General features: G+C 68.9%; 18 protein-coding genes and 1 pseudogene. 1 reads left to right on the forward strand and 18 read right to left on the reverse strand.

The window, feature by feature from the left end; all coding sequences use genetic code 11:
• From NJ4_RS21955 to rpsP, 11 genes and pseudogenes are all read right to left on the reverse strand, one after another.
• Window positions 1–546: pilus assembly protein TadG-related protein (locus NJ4_RS21955; RefSeq protein ID WP_217996959.1), on the reverse strand; the 546-nt coding region annotated here is incomplete at its 3' end.
• Window positions 546–995 (reverse strand): TadE/TadG family type IV pilus assembly protein, encoded by a 450-nt coding sequence (locus tag NJ4_RS21960; RefSeq protein WP_067440541.1) that lies wholly within the window; start codon window positions 993–995, stop codon window positions 546–548. The genes NJ4_RS21955 and NJ4_RS21960, both read right to left, overlap by 1 nt.
• 146 nt (window positions 996–1,141) lie before the next feature.
• Entirely contained in the window at window positions 1,142–1,450 is a 309-nt protein-coding gene (locus NJ4_RS21965) for a DUF2469 domain-containing protein (protein WP_056676328.1), read from the reverse strand.
• The gene (locus tag NJ4_RS21970) at window positions 1,447–2,250 is read right to left on the reverse strand and encodes a ribonuclease HII (protein ID WP_245644667.1); all 804 of its coding nucleotides are present in this window, start codon (window positions 2,248–2,250) and stop codon (window positions 1,447–1,449) included. The genes NJ4_RS21965 and NJ4_RS21970 overlap by 4 nt, the downstream gene beginning before the upstream one ends.
• A 5-nt stretch (window positions 2,251–2,255) precedes the next feature.
• Window positions 2,256–3,179 (reverse strand): signal peptidase I, encoded by a 924-nt coding sequence (gene lepB, locus NJ4_RS21975; protein ID WP_245644668.1) that lies wholly within the window; start codon window positions 3,177–3,179, stop codon window positions 2,256–2,258.
• Window positions 3,180–3,229: 50 nt separating this feature from the next.
• On the reverse strand, window positions 3,230–3,580 hold the full coding sequence (gene rplS, locus NJ4_RS21980; protein ID WP_067440544.1) for a 50S ribosomal protein L19: 351 nt from the start codon (window positions 3,578–3,580) through the stop codon (window positions 3,230–3,232).
• A gap of 217 nt (window positions 3,581–3,797) precedes the next feature.
• Window positions 3,798–4,187, reverse strand: a complete 390-nt coding sequence (locus NJ4_RS26795; protein WP_322787646.1) for a GNAT family N-acetyltransferase — start codon at window positions 4,185–4,187, stop codon at window positions 3,798–3,800.
• Between the two features lie 81 nt (window positions 4,188–4,268).
• Window positions 4,269–4,964: pseudogene (trmD, locus tag NJ4_RS26800) on the reverse strand (tRNA (guanosine(37)-N1)-methyltransferase TrmD); the annotation flags it as partial.
• Window positions 4,965–4,980: 16 nt separating this feature from the next.
• A complete protein-coding gene (rimM, locus tag NJ4_RS21990; RefSeq protein WP_082749034.1) occupies window positions 4,981–5,526 on the reverse strand; it encodes a ribosome maturation factor RimM in 546 nt (181 codons plus the stop codon).
• Between the two features lie 153 nt (window positions 5,527–5,679).
• Window positions 5,680–5,922 carry an RNA-binding protein gene (locus tag NJ4_RS21995; RefSeq protein WP_067440550.1) on the reverse strand — a complete coding sequence of 81 codons (243 nt, stop codon included), beginning with the start codon at window positions 5,920–5,922 and terminating at the stop codon, window positions 5,680–5,682.
• A gap of 5 nt (window positions 5,923–5,927) precedes the next feature.
• Entirely contained in the window at window positions 5,928–6,443 is a 516-nt protein-coding gene (rpsP, locus tag NJ4_RS22000; protein ID WP_067440553.1) for a 30S ribosomal protein S16, read from the reverse strand.
• A 293-nt stretch (window positions 6,444–6,736) separates the two neighbouring features.
• Between rpsP and NJ4_RS22005 the strand changes: the two genes are divergently transcribed.
• Window positions 6,737–7,642 (forward strand): VanW family protein, encoded by a 906-nt coding sequence (locus NJ4_RS22005; RefSeq protein WP_082749045.1) that lies wholly within the window; start codon window positions 6,737–6,739, stop codon window positions 7,640–7,642.
• A gap of 135 nt (window positions 7,643–7,777) precedes the next feature.
• Here the strand turns inward: NJ4_RS22005 and NJ4_RS22010 are convergent, their stop codons facing one another.
• From NJ4_RS22010 to NJ4_RS22040, 7 genes are all read right to left on the reverse strand, one after another.
• Complete coding sequence (locus tag NJ4_RS22010; protein ID WP_067440556.1) at window positions 7,778–8,257, reverse strand: glutathione peroxidase; 480 nt, start codon at window positions 8,255–8,257, stop codon at window positions 7,778–7,780.
• Between the two features lie 61 nt (window positions 8,258–8,318).
• Window positions 8,319–9,392, reverse strand: coding sequence for an amidohydrolase family protein (locus tag NJ4_RS22015; protein ID WP_067440559.1), 1,074 nt, complete (start codon window positions 9,390–9,392; stop codon window positions 8,319–8,321).
• A gap of 93 nt (window positions 9,393–9,485) precedes the next feature.
• The gene (locus NJ4_RS22020; RefSeq protein ID WP_067440562.1) at window positions 9,486–9,866 is read right to left on the reverse strand and encodes an NYN domain-containing protein; all 381 of its coding nucleotides are present in this window, start codon (window positions 9,864–9,866) and stop codon (window positions 9,486–9,488) included.
• Window positions 9,859–10,533 (reverse strand): class I SAM-dependent methyltransferase, encoded by a 675-nt coding sequence (locus NJ4_RS22025; protein ID WP_067440565.1) that lies wholly within the window; start codon window positions 10,531–10,533, stop codon window positions 9,859–9,861. The genes NJ4_RS22020 and NJ4_RS22025 overlap by 8 nt, the downstream gene beginning before the upstream one ends.
• A 24-nt stretch (window positions 10,534–10,557) precedes the next feature.
• Window positions 10,558–12,111 carry a signal recognition particle protein gene (ffh, locus tag NJ4_RS22030; protein ID WP_067440626.1) on the reverse strand — a complete coding sequence of 518 codons (1,554 nt, stop codon included), beginning with the start codon at window positions 12,109–12,111 and terminating at the stop codon, window positions 10,558–10,560.
• Window positions 12,112–12,238: 127 nt separating this feature from the next.
• The gene (locus NJ4_RS22035; protein ID WP_067440568.1) at window positions 12,239–12,766 is read right to left on the reverse strand and encodes a hypothetical protein; all 528 of its coding nucleotides are present in this window, start codon (window positions 12,764–12,766) and stop codon (window positions 12,239–12,241) included.
• Between the two features lie 45 nt (window positions 12,767–12,811).
• Window positions 12,812–15,043, reverse strand: coding sequence for a [protein-PII] uridylyltransferase (locus NJ4_RS22040; RefSeq protein WP_067440572.1), 2,232 nt, complete (start codon window positions 15,041–15,043; stop codon window positions 12,812–12,814).
• Window positions 15,044–15,053 lie beyond the last annotated feature (10 nt).

The raw sequence follows: 15,053 nt of genomic DNA on the forward strand, positions 1-15,053 counted from the left end.
AAACCCCGCCGCGTACGAACCAATCTTGAAGCACGCCTGAGACTCGGACATCGCAACTGCGGATCGTGAGACTGTCCCGCCCCCCGGCGCGAACACGTAGTCGACGGACGACTTGACCGTGACCTTCACCGCGGTCGGGACTTCGGGATACGGAGTCGTCGTGAAGGCACCCGACTCGTCGAGAACGCCCATCACGACTTCCACGACCATCGGAGAGCCGGCGACTGTCGCCCGGGCCACCTCCTGCTGCTGTTGGACCGTGACCGTCGGGAGTGGTGCCAGATTCGAGTTCCTTGCGACGCTCTGAGCGATGCCTGCTCGCCAGGTGCTGGTGGCCTTGATGACGGCCTGCGTCCGTCCATCCAGCTGCCGAGATGCATCGAGCGCGATCATGTCCGCCACGGCCTGGACATCTCGACGCTCGACGCGCTGGTGTCCGATGTCCACTGCGAAGGCCGTCACGCCCAACAGCACCGTCATCATGATCGCCACCATGGGGACCACTGCCCCACGCTCGTCGCGACGGCGGGCCGCGAAGAACCCCATCAACTCACCTCGGCGACAGCCGTGTAGGAGAGTGTTTCGGGAAGGGTCACACCCAGGCCTGGGAAGCTTGGGATGAGGGGATCGTTGCGGTACGGATAGGTCACCGTCACGTACACGCACCGCTTTCCTGCATTGTTGTCGCAGGCCCGAATGGCGGCAGGGCAGGTGGTGACGCCGTCCCCGCACTTGACGCCGTAGGCCTCGAGCGCATCGTCAACGATGGCGATGGCGGCCGTCTTCTTGGCTGTGTCGTCGCCCGAGGGTGCCACGGCCGCGTGCCGGGCGCCTTCTGCAGCGGCCTGGCTCATGGCCTGACGAAAACTCATCATCCAGCCGTACGAGATGATCCCGATGAGCAGTGCCATGAGGATGGGCAGGATCAGGGCGAACTCCAAGGCGGCTGCCCCGTCGTCGGAGCGCCGCTTCCTTCGCGCGAGCGCGAGGCCCATCAGTCACCCACCCCTGCAGTCCCGGGATCGGTCACAGCGATCCACCCGAGCACAGATTAGGCGTGCCGGGACCCTTCTGTCCCGAAATTCACCAAATTGAGGGAGCGGTCACGGGGGTGGTCTAGACAGGACCGGGTCGCGCGGGATCAGGGCTTCGGTGGTTCGAAGTCCGAGGCGGCCAGCTCCTCGACGTTCACGTCCTTGAAGGTCAGCACCTTCACGTTCTTGGCGAACCGTGCCGGGCGGTACATGTCCCACACCCAGGCGTCGCTCATCGACACCTCGAAGAAGACGTCACCCGACTCGGTGCGCGCCTTCACGTCGACCGCGTTGCACAGGTAGAAGCGACGGTCGGTCTCGACGACGTACTTGAAGATCGAGACGACGTCGCGGTATTCGCGATAGAGGTTGAGCTCCATCTCGGTCTCGTACTTCTCGAGATCCTCGGCACTCATGAGCACTCCTCGTGGTTCGGCGGCTGCGGTGAGTCTAGGTGGTGGTTTCGAGGTGGTCGCAGCGCGACCTCCTCAGCCACCGAAGCAGCCTCCTCACCCTCCGAGAGCACGGACGCGATCTCTGCGACGGAAGCGCCGACGCCGGGAAGGTTCCAGGAGCGCCGGTGGTGCGCGGTCGGACCGAGCCGCGCCAGGGCCTCGAGGTGGTCGGGCGCGGAGTAGCCCTTGTTGTCCTGCCAGCAGTACGCCGGATGCAGGTCGCCGAGCTCGACCATCATCGCGTCGCGGGCGGTCTTGGCCAGGATGCTGGCGGCAGCCACGGCGGCGCAGCGCAGGTCGGCCTTGATCGCCGTCACCACCGGGGGTACGACGACCGCGGGCGGAGCGTCTCCGAAGAGACCCGGCTGCAACGGAGGGGTGAGGTAGTCGTGATTGCCGTCGAGGAGCACCAGGTCGGGGGCGACGGAGAGTCCGTCGAGGGCGCGGTGGCCGGCGATCCGCAGGGCGGCGATGATGCCGAACTCGTCGATCTCGTCCGGGCTCGCGTGCCCGACGCTGTAGGCGAGCGCCCACCGCTGAATCTTCGGCACGAGACGCTCGCGCACCTGGGCACTGAGCAACTTGCTGTCCCGCACGCCCTGGGGCGCCGTACGCGTGGTCTCGCTGATCACCACCATCCCGATCGTGACCGGGCCGCACAGCGCACCGCGGCCCACCTCGTCGGCGGCCGCGAGATAGGTGCGGCCCTCGCGCAGCAGGCTCCGCTCGAGCCGCAGCGTGGGCCGATGGGAGGCGCTCACGGGCTTCACGTCGGGTCGGGGACGTCCTCGAACACGTCGGGACGCTTGAGTCGGTGGAACCTGTCCTTGGGCCAGACCAGCGCGAAGACCTTGCCCACGACCTCGTCGACGCTGACCAGGCCACGGGTCGGCGGGCACTGCTCCCGCTTGGGATCCGCGCACATGTGGGCAGTCGAGTCGCGCGAGTTGCCGCGGTTGTCACCCATCATCAGCAGGTAGCCGGGTGGGATCTCCACGTCGAGATTGCAGTTGATCGGGCTCTGTGGCGCCGCGCACTCGGCGTCGCCCTTGACGTAGTCACTCTCGTCCATCACGTGGCCGTTGATCGAGAGGCGGCCCTTCTTGTCGCAGCAGACCACGTGGTCGCCGCCGACCGCGATCACCCGCTTCACCAGGTGCCCGCCGACCGGGTAGAGCCCGATCTTCGACATCCCCTTGGCGAGCAGGTTCGTCGGCCCCTTGGAGTCCTCCGGACCCAGCCAGCCACCGGGGTCCTTGAAGACCACGACATCACCGCGTTCCGGCGTACCGTCGCCCCAGTAGGAGACCTTCTGGACGAGGATGCGGTCGTTCTTGACCAGCCCCGGCTCCATCGACTCCGACGGGATGTAGAAGGCCTGCACGAAGAACGCCTTGATCACGATGGCCAGCACCAGGGCCACCCCGACCAGCAAGATGGTCTCCTGCCAGATCGGCAGCTGCTTGCGCTTCTTCTTCTTCTTCGACTTCTTGCCCTTCTTCGGCGGTACGACGGCCGCGGCCTTCTCGTCCGACGTACCGGTGGGGTCGACCTCACCCGTGGAACCCACGGTGTCCGCAGTCTCCGCGGACCCGGTGGAACGCGAAGACCGCGACGCCGCTTCCTGGTCGGAGTCGGAACCCGGGGTTCCAGCCTCGTCGGGGAGGGCGTCGCGGTCTTCAGAAGTCACGCGGCAGAGCCTAAACCGTCAGTGGTCGAGTCGACGGATCAGGCCGGTGCTCAGGCCTCGCGGCGCTCCTTGATCTTGGCAGCCTTGCCGCGCAGGTTGCGCAGGTAGTAGAGCTTGGCGCGACGGACGTCACCGCGGGTCACGATCTCGATGGACTCGAAGATCGGGGAGTTCAGCGGGAAGGTCCGCTCGACGCCGACGCCGAACGAGACCTTGCGGACGGTGAAGGTGCGGCCGACGCCGGAACCCTGCACGCGGATCACGACACCCTGGAACACCTGGACACGCGAGCGCGAGCCTTCGATGACCTTCACGTGCACCTTGATGGTGTCACCGGCGCGGAACTCCGGGACGTCGGAGCGCAGGTTGGCCTTGGCCAGCTCGTCAATGATGTTGGTCATGTCTATCTCCTCGCGAGTGCCACAGGTCAGCCGCGGACAGTGCTGAAGTCGTTCAGCGGTGATCGATCGGGTTGGCACAGTGCGTTGGCCGGCGGCACCGATTCCCCCTGTGGCAGGAGATCTGGCGCGAACTCTCCGGGGCCACCCTCACGGGCGACTCGGAGCAGTCCTTCGGCCGACTGGACCAAGAGAGAAGTTTGCCACACCCGGGTGGGAGTCAGAAAATCCTGCGTTTGGTGAGCAGCACCGCACCCGGGATCCCGGGCTGCTCGCCACGCAGGCGATAGCCGGCCTTCTTGTACATCTTCAGGTTCTCCACGCTCCCGGCGCCGGTGAACAGCGAGTAGGACGTGGCCTGCGTCGACGCCAGCGACTCGGCGTACGACAGCAGCCAGCGACCCAGCCCTCGGCCCTGCAGGTCGGGAGCCACCATCAGCCGGCCGATGTCCCACACGTCGCCCTCGAGCCGGCCACGGCAGGCCGCGACGAGCCGGCCCCGGTGTCGCACGACGTGCATCACCCAGTCGTCCAGGGAGGCCCGGACGACATCGAGCGACTCACCCAGTGCGGGGATCTCGACGCCGGGGTTGGCCTGTGCCTCCTGCATCCAGCAGGCACGCTGCAGCGTGAGGATCTCCCCCGCGTCACCCCGGGTGGCGGGCCGCACGTCGAGGTCGTCCAGGTCACCGGCGCTGATCGCCTGGGAGGCGTGAAGCAGGTCCGGCCGGCGCTCCGCCGTACGACGCAGCGCCTGGTCGTGGCGCCAGGCGGCGATCTTGCCGTGGTCGCCCGACAGCAGCACCGGCGGCACGTCGAGGTCGCGCCACGACGCGGGCTTGGTGAACACGGGGTATTCGAGCAGCCCGTCCTCGTGGGACTCCTCGGCCAGCGACTCCGGGTTGCCCATGAAGCCCGGAATCAGGCGTACGACGGCCTCGGTGATCGCCAGCGCGGCCACCTCTCCCCCGTTGAGCACGTAGTCGCCGATGGAGATCTCGCGTACGTCGGCCCGGGTGCGGGCATGGTCGATCACGCGCTGGTCGATGCCCTCGTAGCGCCCGCACGCGAAGACGATTCGTTCACGGCCGGCCAGCTCGCGCGCCATCTCCTGCGTGAACGGTGCACCGCTCGGCGTGGTGAAGACGACCGTGGCGCCGTCGATGTCGAGCTCGTCGAACGCGGCTCCCCACGGCTCCGGCTTCATCACCATGCCGGCGCCGCCGCCGTAGGGCGTGTCGTCGGTGGTGTGGTGCTTGTCGGTGGTCCAGTGCCGCAGATCGTGCACGTGCAGGTCGAGCAGACCCTTGGCCCGGGCCTTGCCTGGCAGCGACAGCTCCAGCGGTGCCAGGTAGTCGGGGAAGATCGTGAGGACGTCGATCCTCATGAGACGGCCCGTCGCATCAGTCGTCGTCCAGCGGCGTGACCAGGCCCGGGCGGTCGGCCACCACCACGCGCTTGCCAGCCAGGTCGACCTCGGGCACCAGCGCCTTCACGAACGGCACCAGGGTGTCGCGGCGGTCCGGCGTACGGATCTGGAGCAGGTCCTGCGCACCGCCGTGCACCAGCCCGGTCACCGTGCCCAGAACGTCGCCGTCGAGGTTGTGCGCCTCGAGCCCGATCAGCTGGTGGTCGTAGAACTCGTCGGGGTCGTCGGGTGTCGCGTCGACCGGGATGCTCGCGTGCAGCACCAGCCCGCGCACGGTCTCGGCCGCGTTGCGGTCGGTGACCTCCGCGAGGCCGAGCAGCAGCACACCCTGGTGCCAGCGCGACGACGTCACCGTCACGGCCGCCACCTTGCTGGGCGAGCCCTTGGGGGGGTCCGCGCGCAGCGTCGTGCCCACGGCGAAGCGCCGCTCCGGCTCGTCGGTGCGTACGTCGATCGTCACCTCACCGCGAATGCCGTGCGGCTTGCCGATCCGACCCACCACCAGCTCGATCTCGTCCACGCGGAGAACCCTAGTGGGCGTCGCCGGAGTTCGTCGGGTGGCCCGCACCCCGAGCCACCCGCAACGAACCACCGGCGACGCCCACCAACGTCAGAAATGGCCACCGGGCGCATCCCTCGTGAGGGATGCGCCCGGTGGCGGTGAAGCTCTTGCTCAGCGCCGGCGGTCGACGTCCACGAAGTCGACCCGCGCGCCACCACGACCCGCAAGGGCCGACATGACGGTGCGGAACGCGGACGCCGTGCGGCCGCCGCGACCGATGACCTTGCCCAGGTCGTCGGGGTGCACGCGCACCTCGAGGACCGAGCCGCGGCGCATCTGCTTGTCGCGGACCGAGACGTCGTCGGGGTTGTCGACGATGCCGCGGACCAGGTGCTCGAGCGCGTCAGCCAGCATCCGGCTCAGGCCTCTTTGGTCTCGACGGACTCGGCCTCGTCGGCGGCGACCTCAGGGGTCTCCGACGCCGGAACCTCGGCCGGGGCCTCAGCAGCGGGAGCCTCAGCGGCAGCGTCGTCGGCCTTGTCGGCCTTCTTCTTCTCGGTCTTCTTGGTCACCGCGTCGCCCTTGGCTTCGCTACCGGCTTCCTTGAGCGCCTCGTTGAAGATCTCGAGCTTGTCGCGCTTGGGCTCGGCCACCTTGAGGGTGCCCTCGGTGCCCGGAAGGCCCTTGAACGTCTGCCAGTCGCCGGTGATCTTGAGGATCGCGGCAACGGCTTCGGACGGCTGCGCGCCGACACCGAGCCAGTACTGCGCCCGGTCGGAGGTCACCGCGATGAACGACGGCTCCTCCTTGGGACGGTAGGTACCGATCTCCTCGATGACCTTGCCGTCGCGCTTCTTGCGGGAGTCGACGACGACGATGCGGTATTGCGGCACACGGATCTTGCCCATGCGCTTCAAACGGATCTTGACGGACACGTTGTGGGTGTCTCCTCGAAAATTGTGGTTTGGGTGAGCTCGCCCGGAACCGGGTGGGGACCAGGTGGGACGAATTCGGCGGATCCTGCGCCTCCGGATGAGAGGGGCCATCAGCACAGGACTCAGCGGCAGATTCTGCCAGACATCGGACGTGACCTGAAATCCGGTGTGCCCCGGTGCACGACGGCGCGGCGACACCCACGGCTCGGCGTAGCGACCCGGATCCCGGAGTAGCGTGCGAAATCAATGGCAACGTACTCGTGCCCGGGTGCGTCAGACTAGATGTGGACACGATGACAGAGACCCGAACCGACCGGACCGCCCTGAGCCTGGCCGAGGCCACCGATCTGGGCTTCGAGATCCCCGCCCAGGTCGTGGCCGCGCCGCGGCTGACCCAGCGGCACCCCGCGCTCTATCCGTGGGCGGTGCGCACGCACCGGGTCCGGCGGCGGATCCAGTGGCTGCGCTCGGGCACCGCCTGGGCCACCGAACGGCGTACGACGACCCTGCCGGTGCGGGTCAAGAAGCACGCGTCGCTCCTGATGCGTGAGCTGACGGAGGACGAGATGGTCCTCCAGCGCAACAAGGTCGTGAACCTGCGCCTGGCCGGCGAGCGGGTCGACGGCATCGTGATCCGCCCCGGTGAGTCGTTCTCGTTCAACAAGGCCGTGGGCAACTGCACGCGCCGCAAGGGGTACGTCGAGGGCATGCGACTCTCCAACGGGGCGGCGGTGCCCGGCGTCGGAGGCGGCATCTGCCAGCTCGCGAACCTGCTGCACTGGATGTTCCTGCACTCCCCGCTGACCGTCGTCGAGCGCTCCGAGCACAGCTTCGACCCGTTCCCGGACAAGGGGCGCGTGCTGCCGTGGGGTGTCGGCTGCTCGATCGTCTACAACTACGTCGACCTCGTGGTGCGCAACGACACCGAGCACACCTTCCAGCTCAAGACCTGGGTCGATGAACGCCACCTGCGCGGTGAGCTGCTCGCCGACGAGCTGCCCACGTCGTCCTACAAGGTCGAGGCTCGCAACGAGGCCTTCCTGCGACACCACGGCGAGATCTTCCGCAAGAACGAGATCTGGCGCACCGTCATCTCGCGACGCACCGGCAACGTGACCGGCGAGGAGCTGCTGAAGAAGAACTGCGCGCTCGTGAAGTACGAACCGGCCGACGGCACCGTCATCGAGCTGCTGACCTGACGGATTGCGGTGTCGGCACCGAGGTCGGCCGAGTGCATGTCGCCGCCACGGCCGTCGTGAGTGCACGAAATCTGCTGACTCAGCGCGCTCGAGCCGACGCGGATCGTGCACTCGGCGTTGTGGCGGCCCGTCGAGTCAGGCCAGCGCCTTCTCGATGTCGTCGACCAGCTTCTCGGGCTTGGTGGCCGGGGCGTACCGCTCGATCACCTGCCCGTCACGACCGATCAGGAACTTGGTGAAGTTCCACTTGATCCGGCTGCCGAGCACGCCGCCCTTCTCCCCGCGCAGCCACTGGTAGAGCGGGTGTGCCGACGAACCGTTGACGTCGACCTTCTCGAACATCGGGAAGGAGACGCCGTAGTTCCTCTGGCAGAACGACCCGATCTCCTCGGCATCGCCGGGCTCCTGCTTGCCGAACTGGTTGCACGGGAACCCCAGCACCGCGAGCCCGCGTTCGCCGTACTGCTCGTGCAGCGTCTCCAGGCCCTCGAACTGGGGAGTGAACCCGCACTTCGAGGCGGTGTTGACCACCAGGACCACCTGGCCGCGCCAGGCGTCGAGGGGTTGCTCCTCACCGGCGAGGGTGGTGGCGGTGAAGTCGTGCAGTGTGGGCATGGAGGGCCTTCCGGAAGGGGTCACGCAAGGATTCGGAGCGGAGCCGCCCCCTGGATGGGCATCAGGACACGATCTTTCCACGCAGCACGATGGCACTCGGCTCCCGGAGCACGCCGAGATCGTCGAGCGGGTTGCTCGGGTAGACCACGAAGTCGGCCGGGTCGCCCTCGTCGAGGCCGCTGTTCCAGCCCAACCACTCGCGGGCCCGCCAGGAGGCGGCGCCCAGTGCGGCCTCGGCGCTGAGCCCGATGCCGTGCATCGCGATCACCTCACCGGGCAGGTTGCCGTGTCGGCTCACTCCCCCGCCGTCGGAGCCCGCATAGAGGCGTACGCCGGCCTCGTGGGCGGCCATGATCGTGTCCGTGCGGCGGGCGAACAGGTCGGTCATCGTCGCCGCGTAGTCGGGGAACTTCGTCGCGCCCGCCTCGGCGTACATCGGGAACTTGTCGAGCTGCATCACCGTCGGCACCAGGGCGACCTGCTGGGCCGCCATCTGCTCGATGAGGTCCTGGGTCAGACCGGTGCCGTGCTCGATGCAGTCGATGCCGGCCTCGATCAGGCCGGGCAGGACTGCGTTCCCGAAGCAGTGCGCGGTCACCTTCGCGCCGTGCTCGTGGGCGACCCGAATCGCCTCCGCGAACGTCTCAGCGGGAAAGGACGGGGCCAGGTCGCCGGTCTCACGGGAGATCCAGTCGCCCACGAGCTTCACCCAGCCGTCGCCGCGCTGCGCCTCCTGGGCGACGTACGCCGGCAGGTCGACCGGCTCGACCTCGTGGGCGTAGTTGCGGATGTAGCGCTTGGTGCGGGCGATGTGGCGCCCGGCGCGGATCAGTCGGGGCAGGTCCTCGCGGTCATGGATCCAGGCAGTGTCGGCCGCCGAGCCACAGTCGCGGATCAGCAGCGCACCCGCGTCACGATCGTCGATCGCCTGCTGCTCGGTCTCCTCGTCGCTGATCGCACCGTCGTCGTCGAGACCGAGGTGACAGTGCGCATCGACCAGACCCGGGACGATCCACCCGCTCGCCGCGGTGTCGGCCCCCGCCTGCTTCTCGTAGGTGATCGCGCCGTCCACGACGTACATCTCGCGGCTCTCGCCGTCGGGGAGAACCGGGCCGGAGAACTTCAACGCAGTCATGCTCCGACCGTATCGCCACCCCACCCGGTCGAGTGCTCAGGTGGTCGCTCGGGCAACCGGGTGAGCACTCAACCGCCCCGCACCAGGTGTGTGTCAGAGCTGGTCGAGCAGCCACGACGGCGACATCGCCATCGCCCCGGCCCCCTGCACCAGCCCTTGGAGCATCCGGTCCGCGGTGATCACGGTGACCTGGTGCCCGGCCGCGATCGCGTCGCGTGTCTCGCTGACGATCCGGTCGTCGCCGGCACCCTTGGCATGGACGGTGCGCACATGGGCGTCCCGCCCGGCTCGTACGCCGCCCTTGGCCTTGCCCTCGAGCACCAGCACGATCTCGTCGTACGCCGTGTCGCCGACCATCAGCTGGTCGTGGAGGCGGCGGGCGGCACCGGCGCGGTCGTTCCACCAGCCGTCGGGACGGGTGCCCACGACGTTCGCGGCGTCGACCACCAGCACCCGACGAGGGGGCTCAGCCACGTCGGAACTCGGCCAGGTAGCGGACCAGCTCGCCGTCGGTGGCCGGCTCGTCGTGGTAGGTCACGAACTCGATGCCGTCGCGCGCGAAGGCGTCGATCTCGTCCCGGGTGAGCAGCCACGGCGGTCCGTCGTCGAGGTCTCCGTCGTCGGGCATGAGCATTCCGATCACCAGCAGGACACCCCCGGGAGCGACCATCGACCGCACCGCCGCGGTGCCCGCCTGCCTCAGCGAACGCGGCATGGCCTGCACCGTCATCGCCTCGAGGACCAGGTCGAAGCCCCCGCGCCACTCACCGGGCAGGTCGAGCAGGTCGGCCCGGCGTACGTCGACCGAGGTGTCCGCCAACGCTGCCGCAGCGTTCGCGACGGCGGTCGGTGAGATGTCGAAGGCAGTGGTCACGAAGCCCAGGTCGTCGAGCAGACGCGCATCATGGCCGGGCCCACTGCCGACCACCATCGCCCGCGACTGCTCGGGGAGCTGCTGGGCGCCGAGGCGGTCACCGGCCCACCACTCGAGGAGTGGATGCGCGGCGCCGCGGTCCCACGGGACCACGGCCTCACCACGTTGTGCGGCGGCGTACAGGTCCTCGAACCATCGGTTCGGGTCGTCGCCCTCACCGGCCGCCGCGGCCAGCCGCCGGGCGTCTGCGTCGGGATCCGAGGACATCTCAGGCCTCCGTGGTCGGCAGCGTCACTTCAGGAACTTGGAGAAGTCCTTGGGCAGCTCGAGGTTCTCGGCGGCGGTCTCGTAGTCGATGCCGCCGGGCGTGCCGAACGGGTTGCCTCCGGCCTTGGCCTTCTCCTCGAGCTCCTTCTTCTGCTGCGCGGCCTTGGCGGGGTTGCCGGAGACACGCTTCTTCTTGCCCTTCTGCGGCTTCGGCTTGCCCTTGCCTGCGCCACCACCCGCTCCGGGCAGGCCCGGCATTCCGGGCATGCCGCCACCGCGGGCCATCTGCTGCATCATCTTCTTGGCCTCGAAGAAACGGTCGACCAGCTGGTTGACGTCGGAGACCTGGGTGCCCGAACCCTTCGAGATGCGCAGCCGGCGGGAACCGTCGATCATCTTCGGGTTGTCGCGCTCGGTGGGCGTCATCGAGTAGATGATCGCCTGGATGCGGTCGATCTCGCGCTCGTCGAAGTTGTCGAGCTGCTCGCGGAACTGGCCCATCCCGGGGAGCATCCCCATGATCTTGGTGAGCGACCCCATCTTGCGGATCTGCTGCATCTGGGAGAGGAAGTCGGTGAGGGTGAAGTCGCCACCCTTGCCGGTGAGCTTCTCGGCGGCCTTGAGCGCCTCGTCCTGGTCGAAGGCCTTCTCGGCCTGCTCGATCAGGGTGAGCATGTCGCCCATGTCGAGGATGCGCGAGGCCATCCGGTCAGGGTGGAAGAGGTCGAAGTCGGTCATCTTCTCGCCTGCCGAGGCGAACATGACCGGCTTGCCGGTGACCGAGGCGATCGAGAGCGCGGCGCCGCCGCGGGCGTCACCGTCGAGCTTGGTGAGCACGACCCCGTCGTAGCCGACACCCTCCTGGAAGGCGAGGGCGGTGTTGACCGCGTCCTGACCGATCATCGCGTCGACGACGAAGAGCACCTCGTCGGGCTGCACGGCGTCGCGGATGTCGGCGGCCTGCTGCATCATCTCGGCGTCGACGCCGAGGCGACCGGCGGTGTCGACGATGACCACGTCGTGCAGCTTGCGCTTGGCCTCCTCGATCGAGGCCTTCGCGACCGCGACCGGGTCACCGACTCCGTTGCCCGCTTCGGGGGCGAAGACGGGGACGCCGACCCGCTCACCGTTGACCTGGAGCTGGTTGACCGCGTTGGGGCGCTGGAGGTCACACGCCACCAGGAGCGGGGTCTTGTCCTGCTCCTTGAGCCACAGCGCCAGCTTCGCGGCCAGGGTCGTCTTGCCGGCACCCTGGAGGCCGGCAAGCAGGATCACCGTGGGGCCGGACTTGGCGAACCGCAGGCGACGGGTCTCGCCGCCGAGGATGTTGACGAGCTCCTCGTTGACGATCTTGATGATCTGCTGCGCCGGGTTCAGCGCACCGCTGACCTCTTCACCGCGGGCCCGCTCCTTGACCGCCCCGACGAACTCCTTGACCACGGGCAGCGCGACGTCCGCCTCGAGCAGCGCGATGCGGATCTCACGCGCGGTGGCGTCGATGTCGGCTTCGGAGAGCCGTCCCTTGCCCCGAAGGTTCTTGAAGGTGTCGGCAAGCCGGTCGGAAAGTGTGGCGAACAAGTCGGGCATCCCCTGGGTAGCGGCAGGCGTGGAACAGTGGTCAAGAGTAACCGGCCGGACACGGCATCCCGAAAGCGCTGGCCCAACACCCACCGTGGAGCATTCGTGGGACGAGCGTTCGGGGTTCCTATTCCCCCCAGGTCACGTCGCCGTTCTCCTCGACGTGCGGTCTCGCGAAGAACTCGCCCCGAGACTCGCGGTCCCAGTCCTTGAGGTCGTCGGTGACCACGGTCTGGGTCTGATCGGGGGCCTGCTGGATCCACGCGTCGTCCTCGTAGCACCACAAGATGGCCGCGACGACCTCACCGTTGGTGTCCGCATCGACGTTCAGGCACCCGTCCCCGGCCTGGTAGAGCAGCTCCGGCTCGGTCCAGGCGTCCTCGTCGTCCGGGTCGGAGTGCTGCTGGTAGACCTTGCTGATGTCGTCGGGGTCGATCCAGATGGCGAGCCTCGCGTCGTTGTCCAGCTCGAGCTCGACCAGTCCTTGATCGGCATCCGGCTTCTCTTCCGAGTTGTCGGAGTACGCCGAGCGATCCGGCGCCTGCGCCTCGGACGAGTAGTCGAACTCCGCGTCGTCGGAGCAGGCAGTGAGGCTGACCGGCGCCAGTGCGGCCATCACGGCCAGGGCCACCGCGGCCGTTCGTCGTGTCGTCATGGACCGATCGTCCCCCGTCTTCCGCGACCGAAACCGAGGCGCCGATCACGACGCCGACGTCAGCGCAGCACGCACCGCGTGGGTCGCCTCAGCGGCGCGTACGTCGGAAAGCGCCCCGGCGCTCGTCTCCTGGAGGTAGAAGACGTCGATCGCCTGCGGACCGAGGGTGTCCACGTGCGCCGAGCGCACCGAGACGCCCACACCGGCCAACGCCGCACAGACCAGGTGGACCACCCCGGGTCGGTCGTCGGTGCGCACCTCGAGCACCGTGGCGCTCTCGGACGCGTCGGGTCGCACCAGCACGATCGGCGCCAAGCGTGTGACCGTGGGCCGGGACAGCCGGGCGGCCACGTCGACGCGCCCCTCGGCAATGGCGTGAATCCGCTGACGGAGCACCGCCTGGTCGAGATGCTGCTCGGAGACCTCCCACTGCGAGACGCCGTACGCATCCTGCGTCCACGCCCGCGCGGCACGCACCGACGCCCGTTGCAGCGCCAGCATCGCGGCGGCATCGGCGAGCAGGCCGATCCGGTCCCCCGAGACGACAGTGACCCGTGAGCCGTCCGGACCCGGCACCACCGAGACCGAGATGACCGACGGGTCGGCCCGTACATCGACCGGCACCGGCAGGTCCGGCTCCGACGGCTGCGGGCGGGGCGCCCCCTTCTCGAGCGCGACCAGGGCCGCGTCGCAGCGCGCGGTCAGCTGCCGGACCAGTCCGGCGCGCCAGGTCGACCAGGCCTTGGGCGAGGCCGCCTTGGCGTCGGCCTCCGTCAGCGCCGACAGCAACGAGAGCGCCTCCTCCGAGCCCACCCGGCTGACCACGGCATCCACCGTCGCCGGGTCGTCGGGATCACGGGTGGTGGCGGTCTCCGAGAGCAGCAGGTGCCACCGCACCAGCGTGGCGACCAGGTCGACCTCGTCGCCGTGGAAGCCGAACCGGCTCGCGACCTCACGCGCGATCGGCTCCCCCGCCTGGCTGTGCTCGAGCAGGTCGCCCTTGCCGATGTCGTGCAGCAACGCCGCCACCAGCAGGACGTCGGGACGCGCCACCCGCCGGATCAAGGCGGCGGCCTCGACACAGGTCTCGACCACGTGTCGATCGACGGTGAAGCGGTGGATGGCGGAGGCGTGCGGCAGCGAGCGGATCCGCTCCCACTCCGGCAGGATCCGCGTCAGGGCGCCGGTCTGCTCGAGGGTCTCCCAGACCCCGAGTAGTCCGCGACCCGAGGCGAGCAGGCGCACCAACAGCTGGCGTGCCTCCGGGGGCCACGGCTCGGGAAGAGCAGGACAGGCCCTGACCAGGCGCGCGGCCGTCGCGGGGGCCAGCACGATGTCACGCTCGGCGGCCTCCGCGGCGGCGCGCAGCAACATCAGCGCGTCCCGCTCCGGGCGGGCGCGACGGTCGAGCACCACCTCATCCTTCGAGATGGCGATGCCTTGGGCGATCGGCTCCAGATCGGGTCGCCGAGCACCGACGGCGGCGGGCCGGGCCAGCACCGCGTCGACCCGGCGCCAGGTCAGGTGGGAGATGTGGGTGATCCGGCGGCCGAGCTCACGCACCATCACCTGTGCGGCAACGGCATCGTCGACCCCGAGCCGCTCGGGCAGCTGCTCCCAGACCTCGGGTGAGATGCGGTCGTTGCCGCGGCCGGCGATTGCGTGCACGAGGTCGCGCACGTCGAGCAGGGTCTGGCGGCACCGTTCCAGCTCGACGTGGGGTGCGTCCACCAGCCAGGTGGCCACCAGGGCCTTGATCACGGTCGCGTCGCGCAGCCCGCCCTGGGCCTCCTTCAGGTCCGGGATGGAGGCATGGGCCAGCTCACCGGTCAGGGCGTGGCGCTGCACCACGAGCTTGCGCAACGCGGGCAGCCGCTGCTTGGCCTCGCGCCGCCACTGGGCCAGCATCGTGGTGCGCAGCCGCAGGGCGAGGTTGCTGTCACCGGCCAGGTAGCGGACGTCCTGCATGCCGAGCGCGACGCGCAGGTCGTCGCTGGCCGCGGTGACGGCTCCACCGAAGGACCGCACCGAGTGGTCCAGGTCGACGCCTGAGTCCCACAGCGGATACCAGACCTGCTCGGCCAGCTCGCCCGGGTCGACGTCGTCATCGTGGACAAGCACCACGTCCAGGTCGGAGAACGGTGCCAGCTCACGGCGCCCGTAACCTCCGACGGCCACCAGCGCGACGCCCGCCTCCGGACCGCCGAGGTCGTCGTACGCCTTGGCGCACAGAGCATCCGCGGCGTCGGTGCGGGCCTGCCGCTCGGCGGCGCTCATCGATGCCCCT

Origin of the sequence: Nocardioides jensenii JCM 1364 = NBRC 14755 (genome assembly GCF_001552535.1) — a bacterium.
GTDB lineage: Bacteria > Actinomycetota > Actinomycetes > Propionibacteriales > Nocardioidaceae > Nocardioides > Nocardioides jensenii.

Excerpts from the sequence above, each read along its gene's own strand:
- NJ4_RS21960 (WP_067440541.1), bottom strand. The coding sequence starts at position 995 with ATGGGCCTCGCGCTCGCGCGAAGGAAGCGGCGCTCCGACGACGGGGCA.
- NJ4_RS21965 (WP_056676328.1), bottom strand. The coding sequence starts at position 1,450 with ATGAGTGCCGAGGATCTCGAGAAGTACGAGACCGAGATGGAGCTCAAC.
- rplS (WP_067440544.1), bottom strand. The coding sequence starts at position 3,580 with ATGACCAACATCATTGACGAGCTGGCCAAGGCCAACCTGCGCTCCGAC.
- NJ4_RS26795 (WP_322787646.1), bottom strand. The coding sequence starts at position 4,187 with ATGCAGGAGGCACAGGCCAACCCCGGCGTCGAGATCCCCGCACTGGGT.
- NJ4_RS21995 (WP_067440550.1), bottom strand. The coding sequence starts at position 5,922 with ATGCTGGCTGACGCGCTCGAGCACCTGGTCCGCGGCATCGTCGACAAC.
- NJ4_RS22005 (WP_082749045.1), top strand. The coding sequence starts at position 6,737 with ATGACAGAGACCCGAACCGACCGGACCGCCCTGAGCCTGGCCGAGGCC.
- NJ4_RS22010 (WP_067440556.1), bottom strand. The coding sequence starts at position 8,257 with ATGCCCACACTGCACGACTTCACCGCCACCACCCTCGCCGGTGAGGAG.
- NJ4_RS22015 (WP_067440559.1), bottom strand. The coding sequence starts at position 9,392 with ATGACTGCGTTGAAGTTCTCCGGCCCGGTTCTCCCCGACGGCGAGAGC.
- NJ4_RS22025 (WP_067440565.1), bottom strand. The coding sequence starts at position 10,533 with ATGTCCTCGGATCCCGACGCAGACGCCCGGCGGCTGGCCGCGGCGGCC.
- NJ4_RS22035 (WP_067440568.1), bottom strand. The coding sequence starts at position 12,766 with ATGACGACACGACGAACGGCCGCGGTGGCCCTGGCCGTGATGGCCGCA.
- NJ4_RS22040 (WP_067440572.1), bottom strand. The coding sequence starts at position 15,043 with ATGAGCGCCGCCGAGCGGCAGGCCCGCACCGACGCCGCGGATGCTCTG.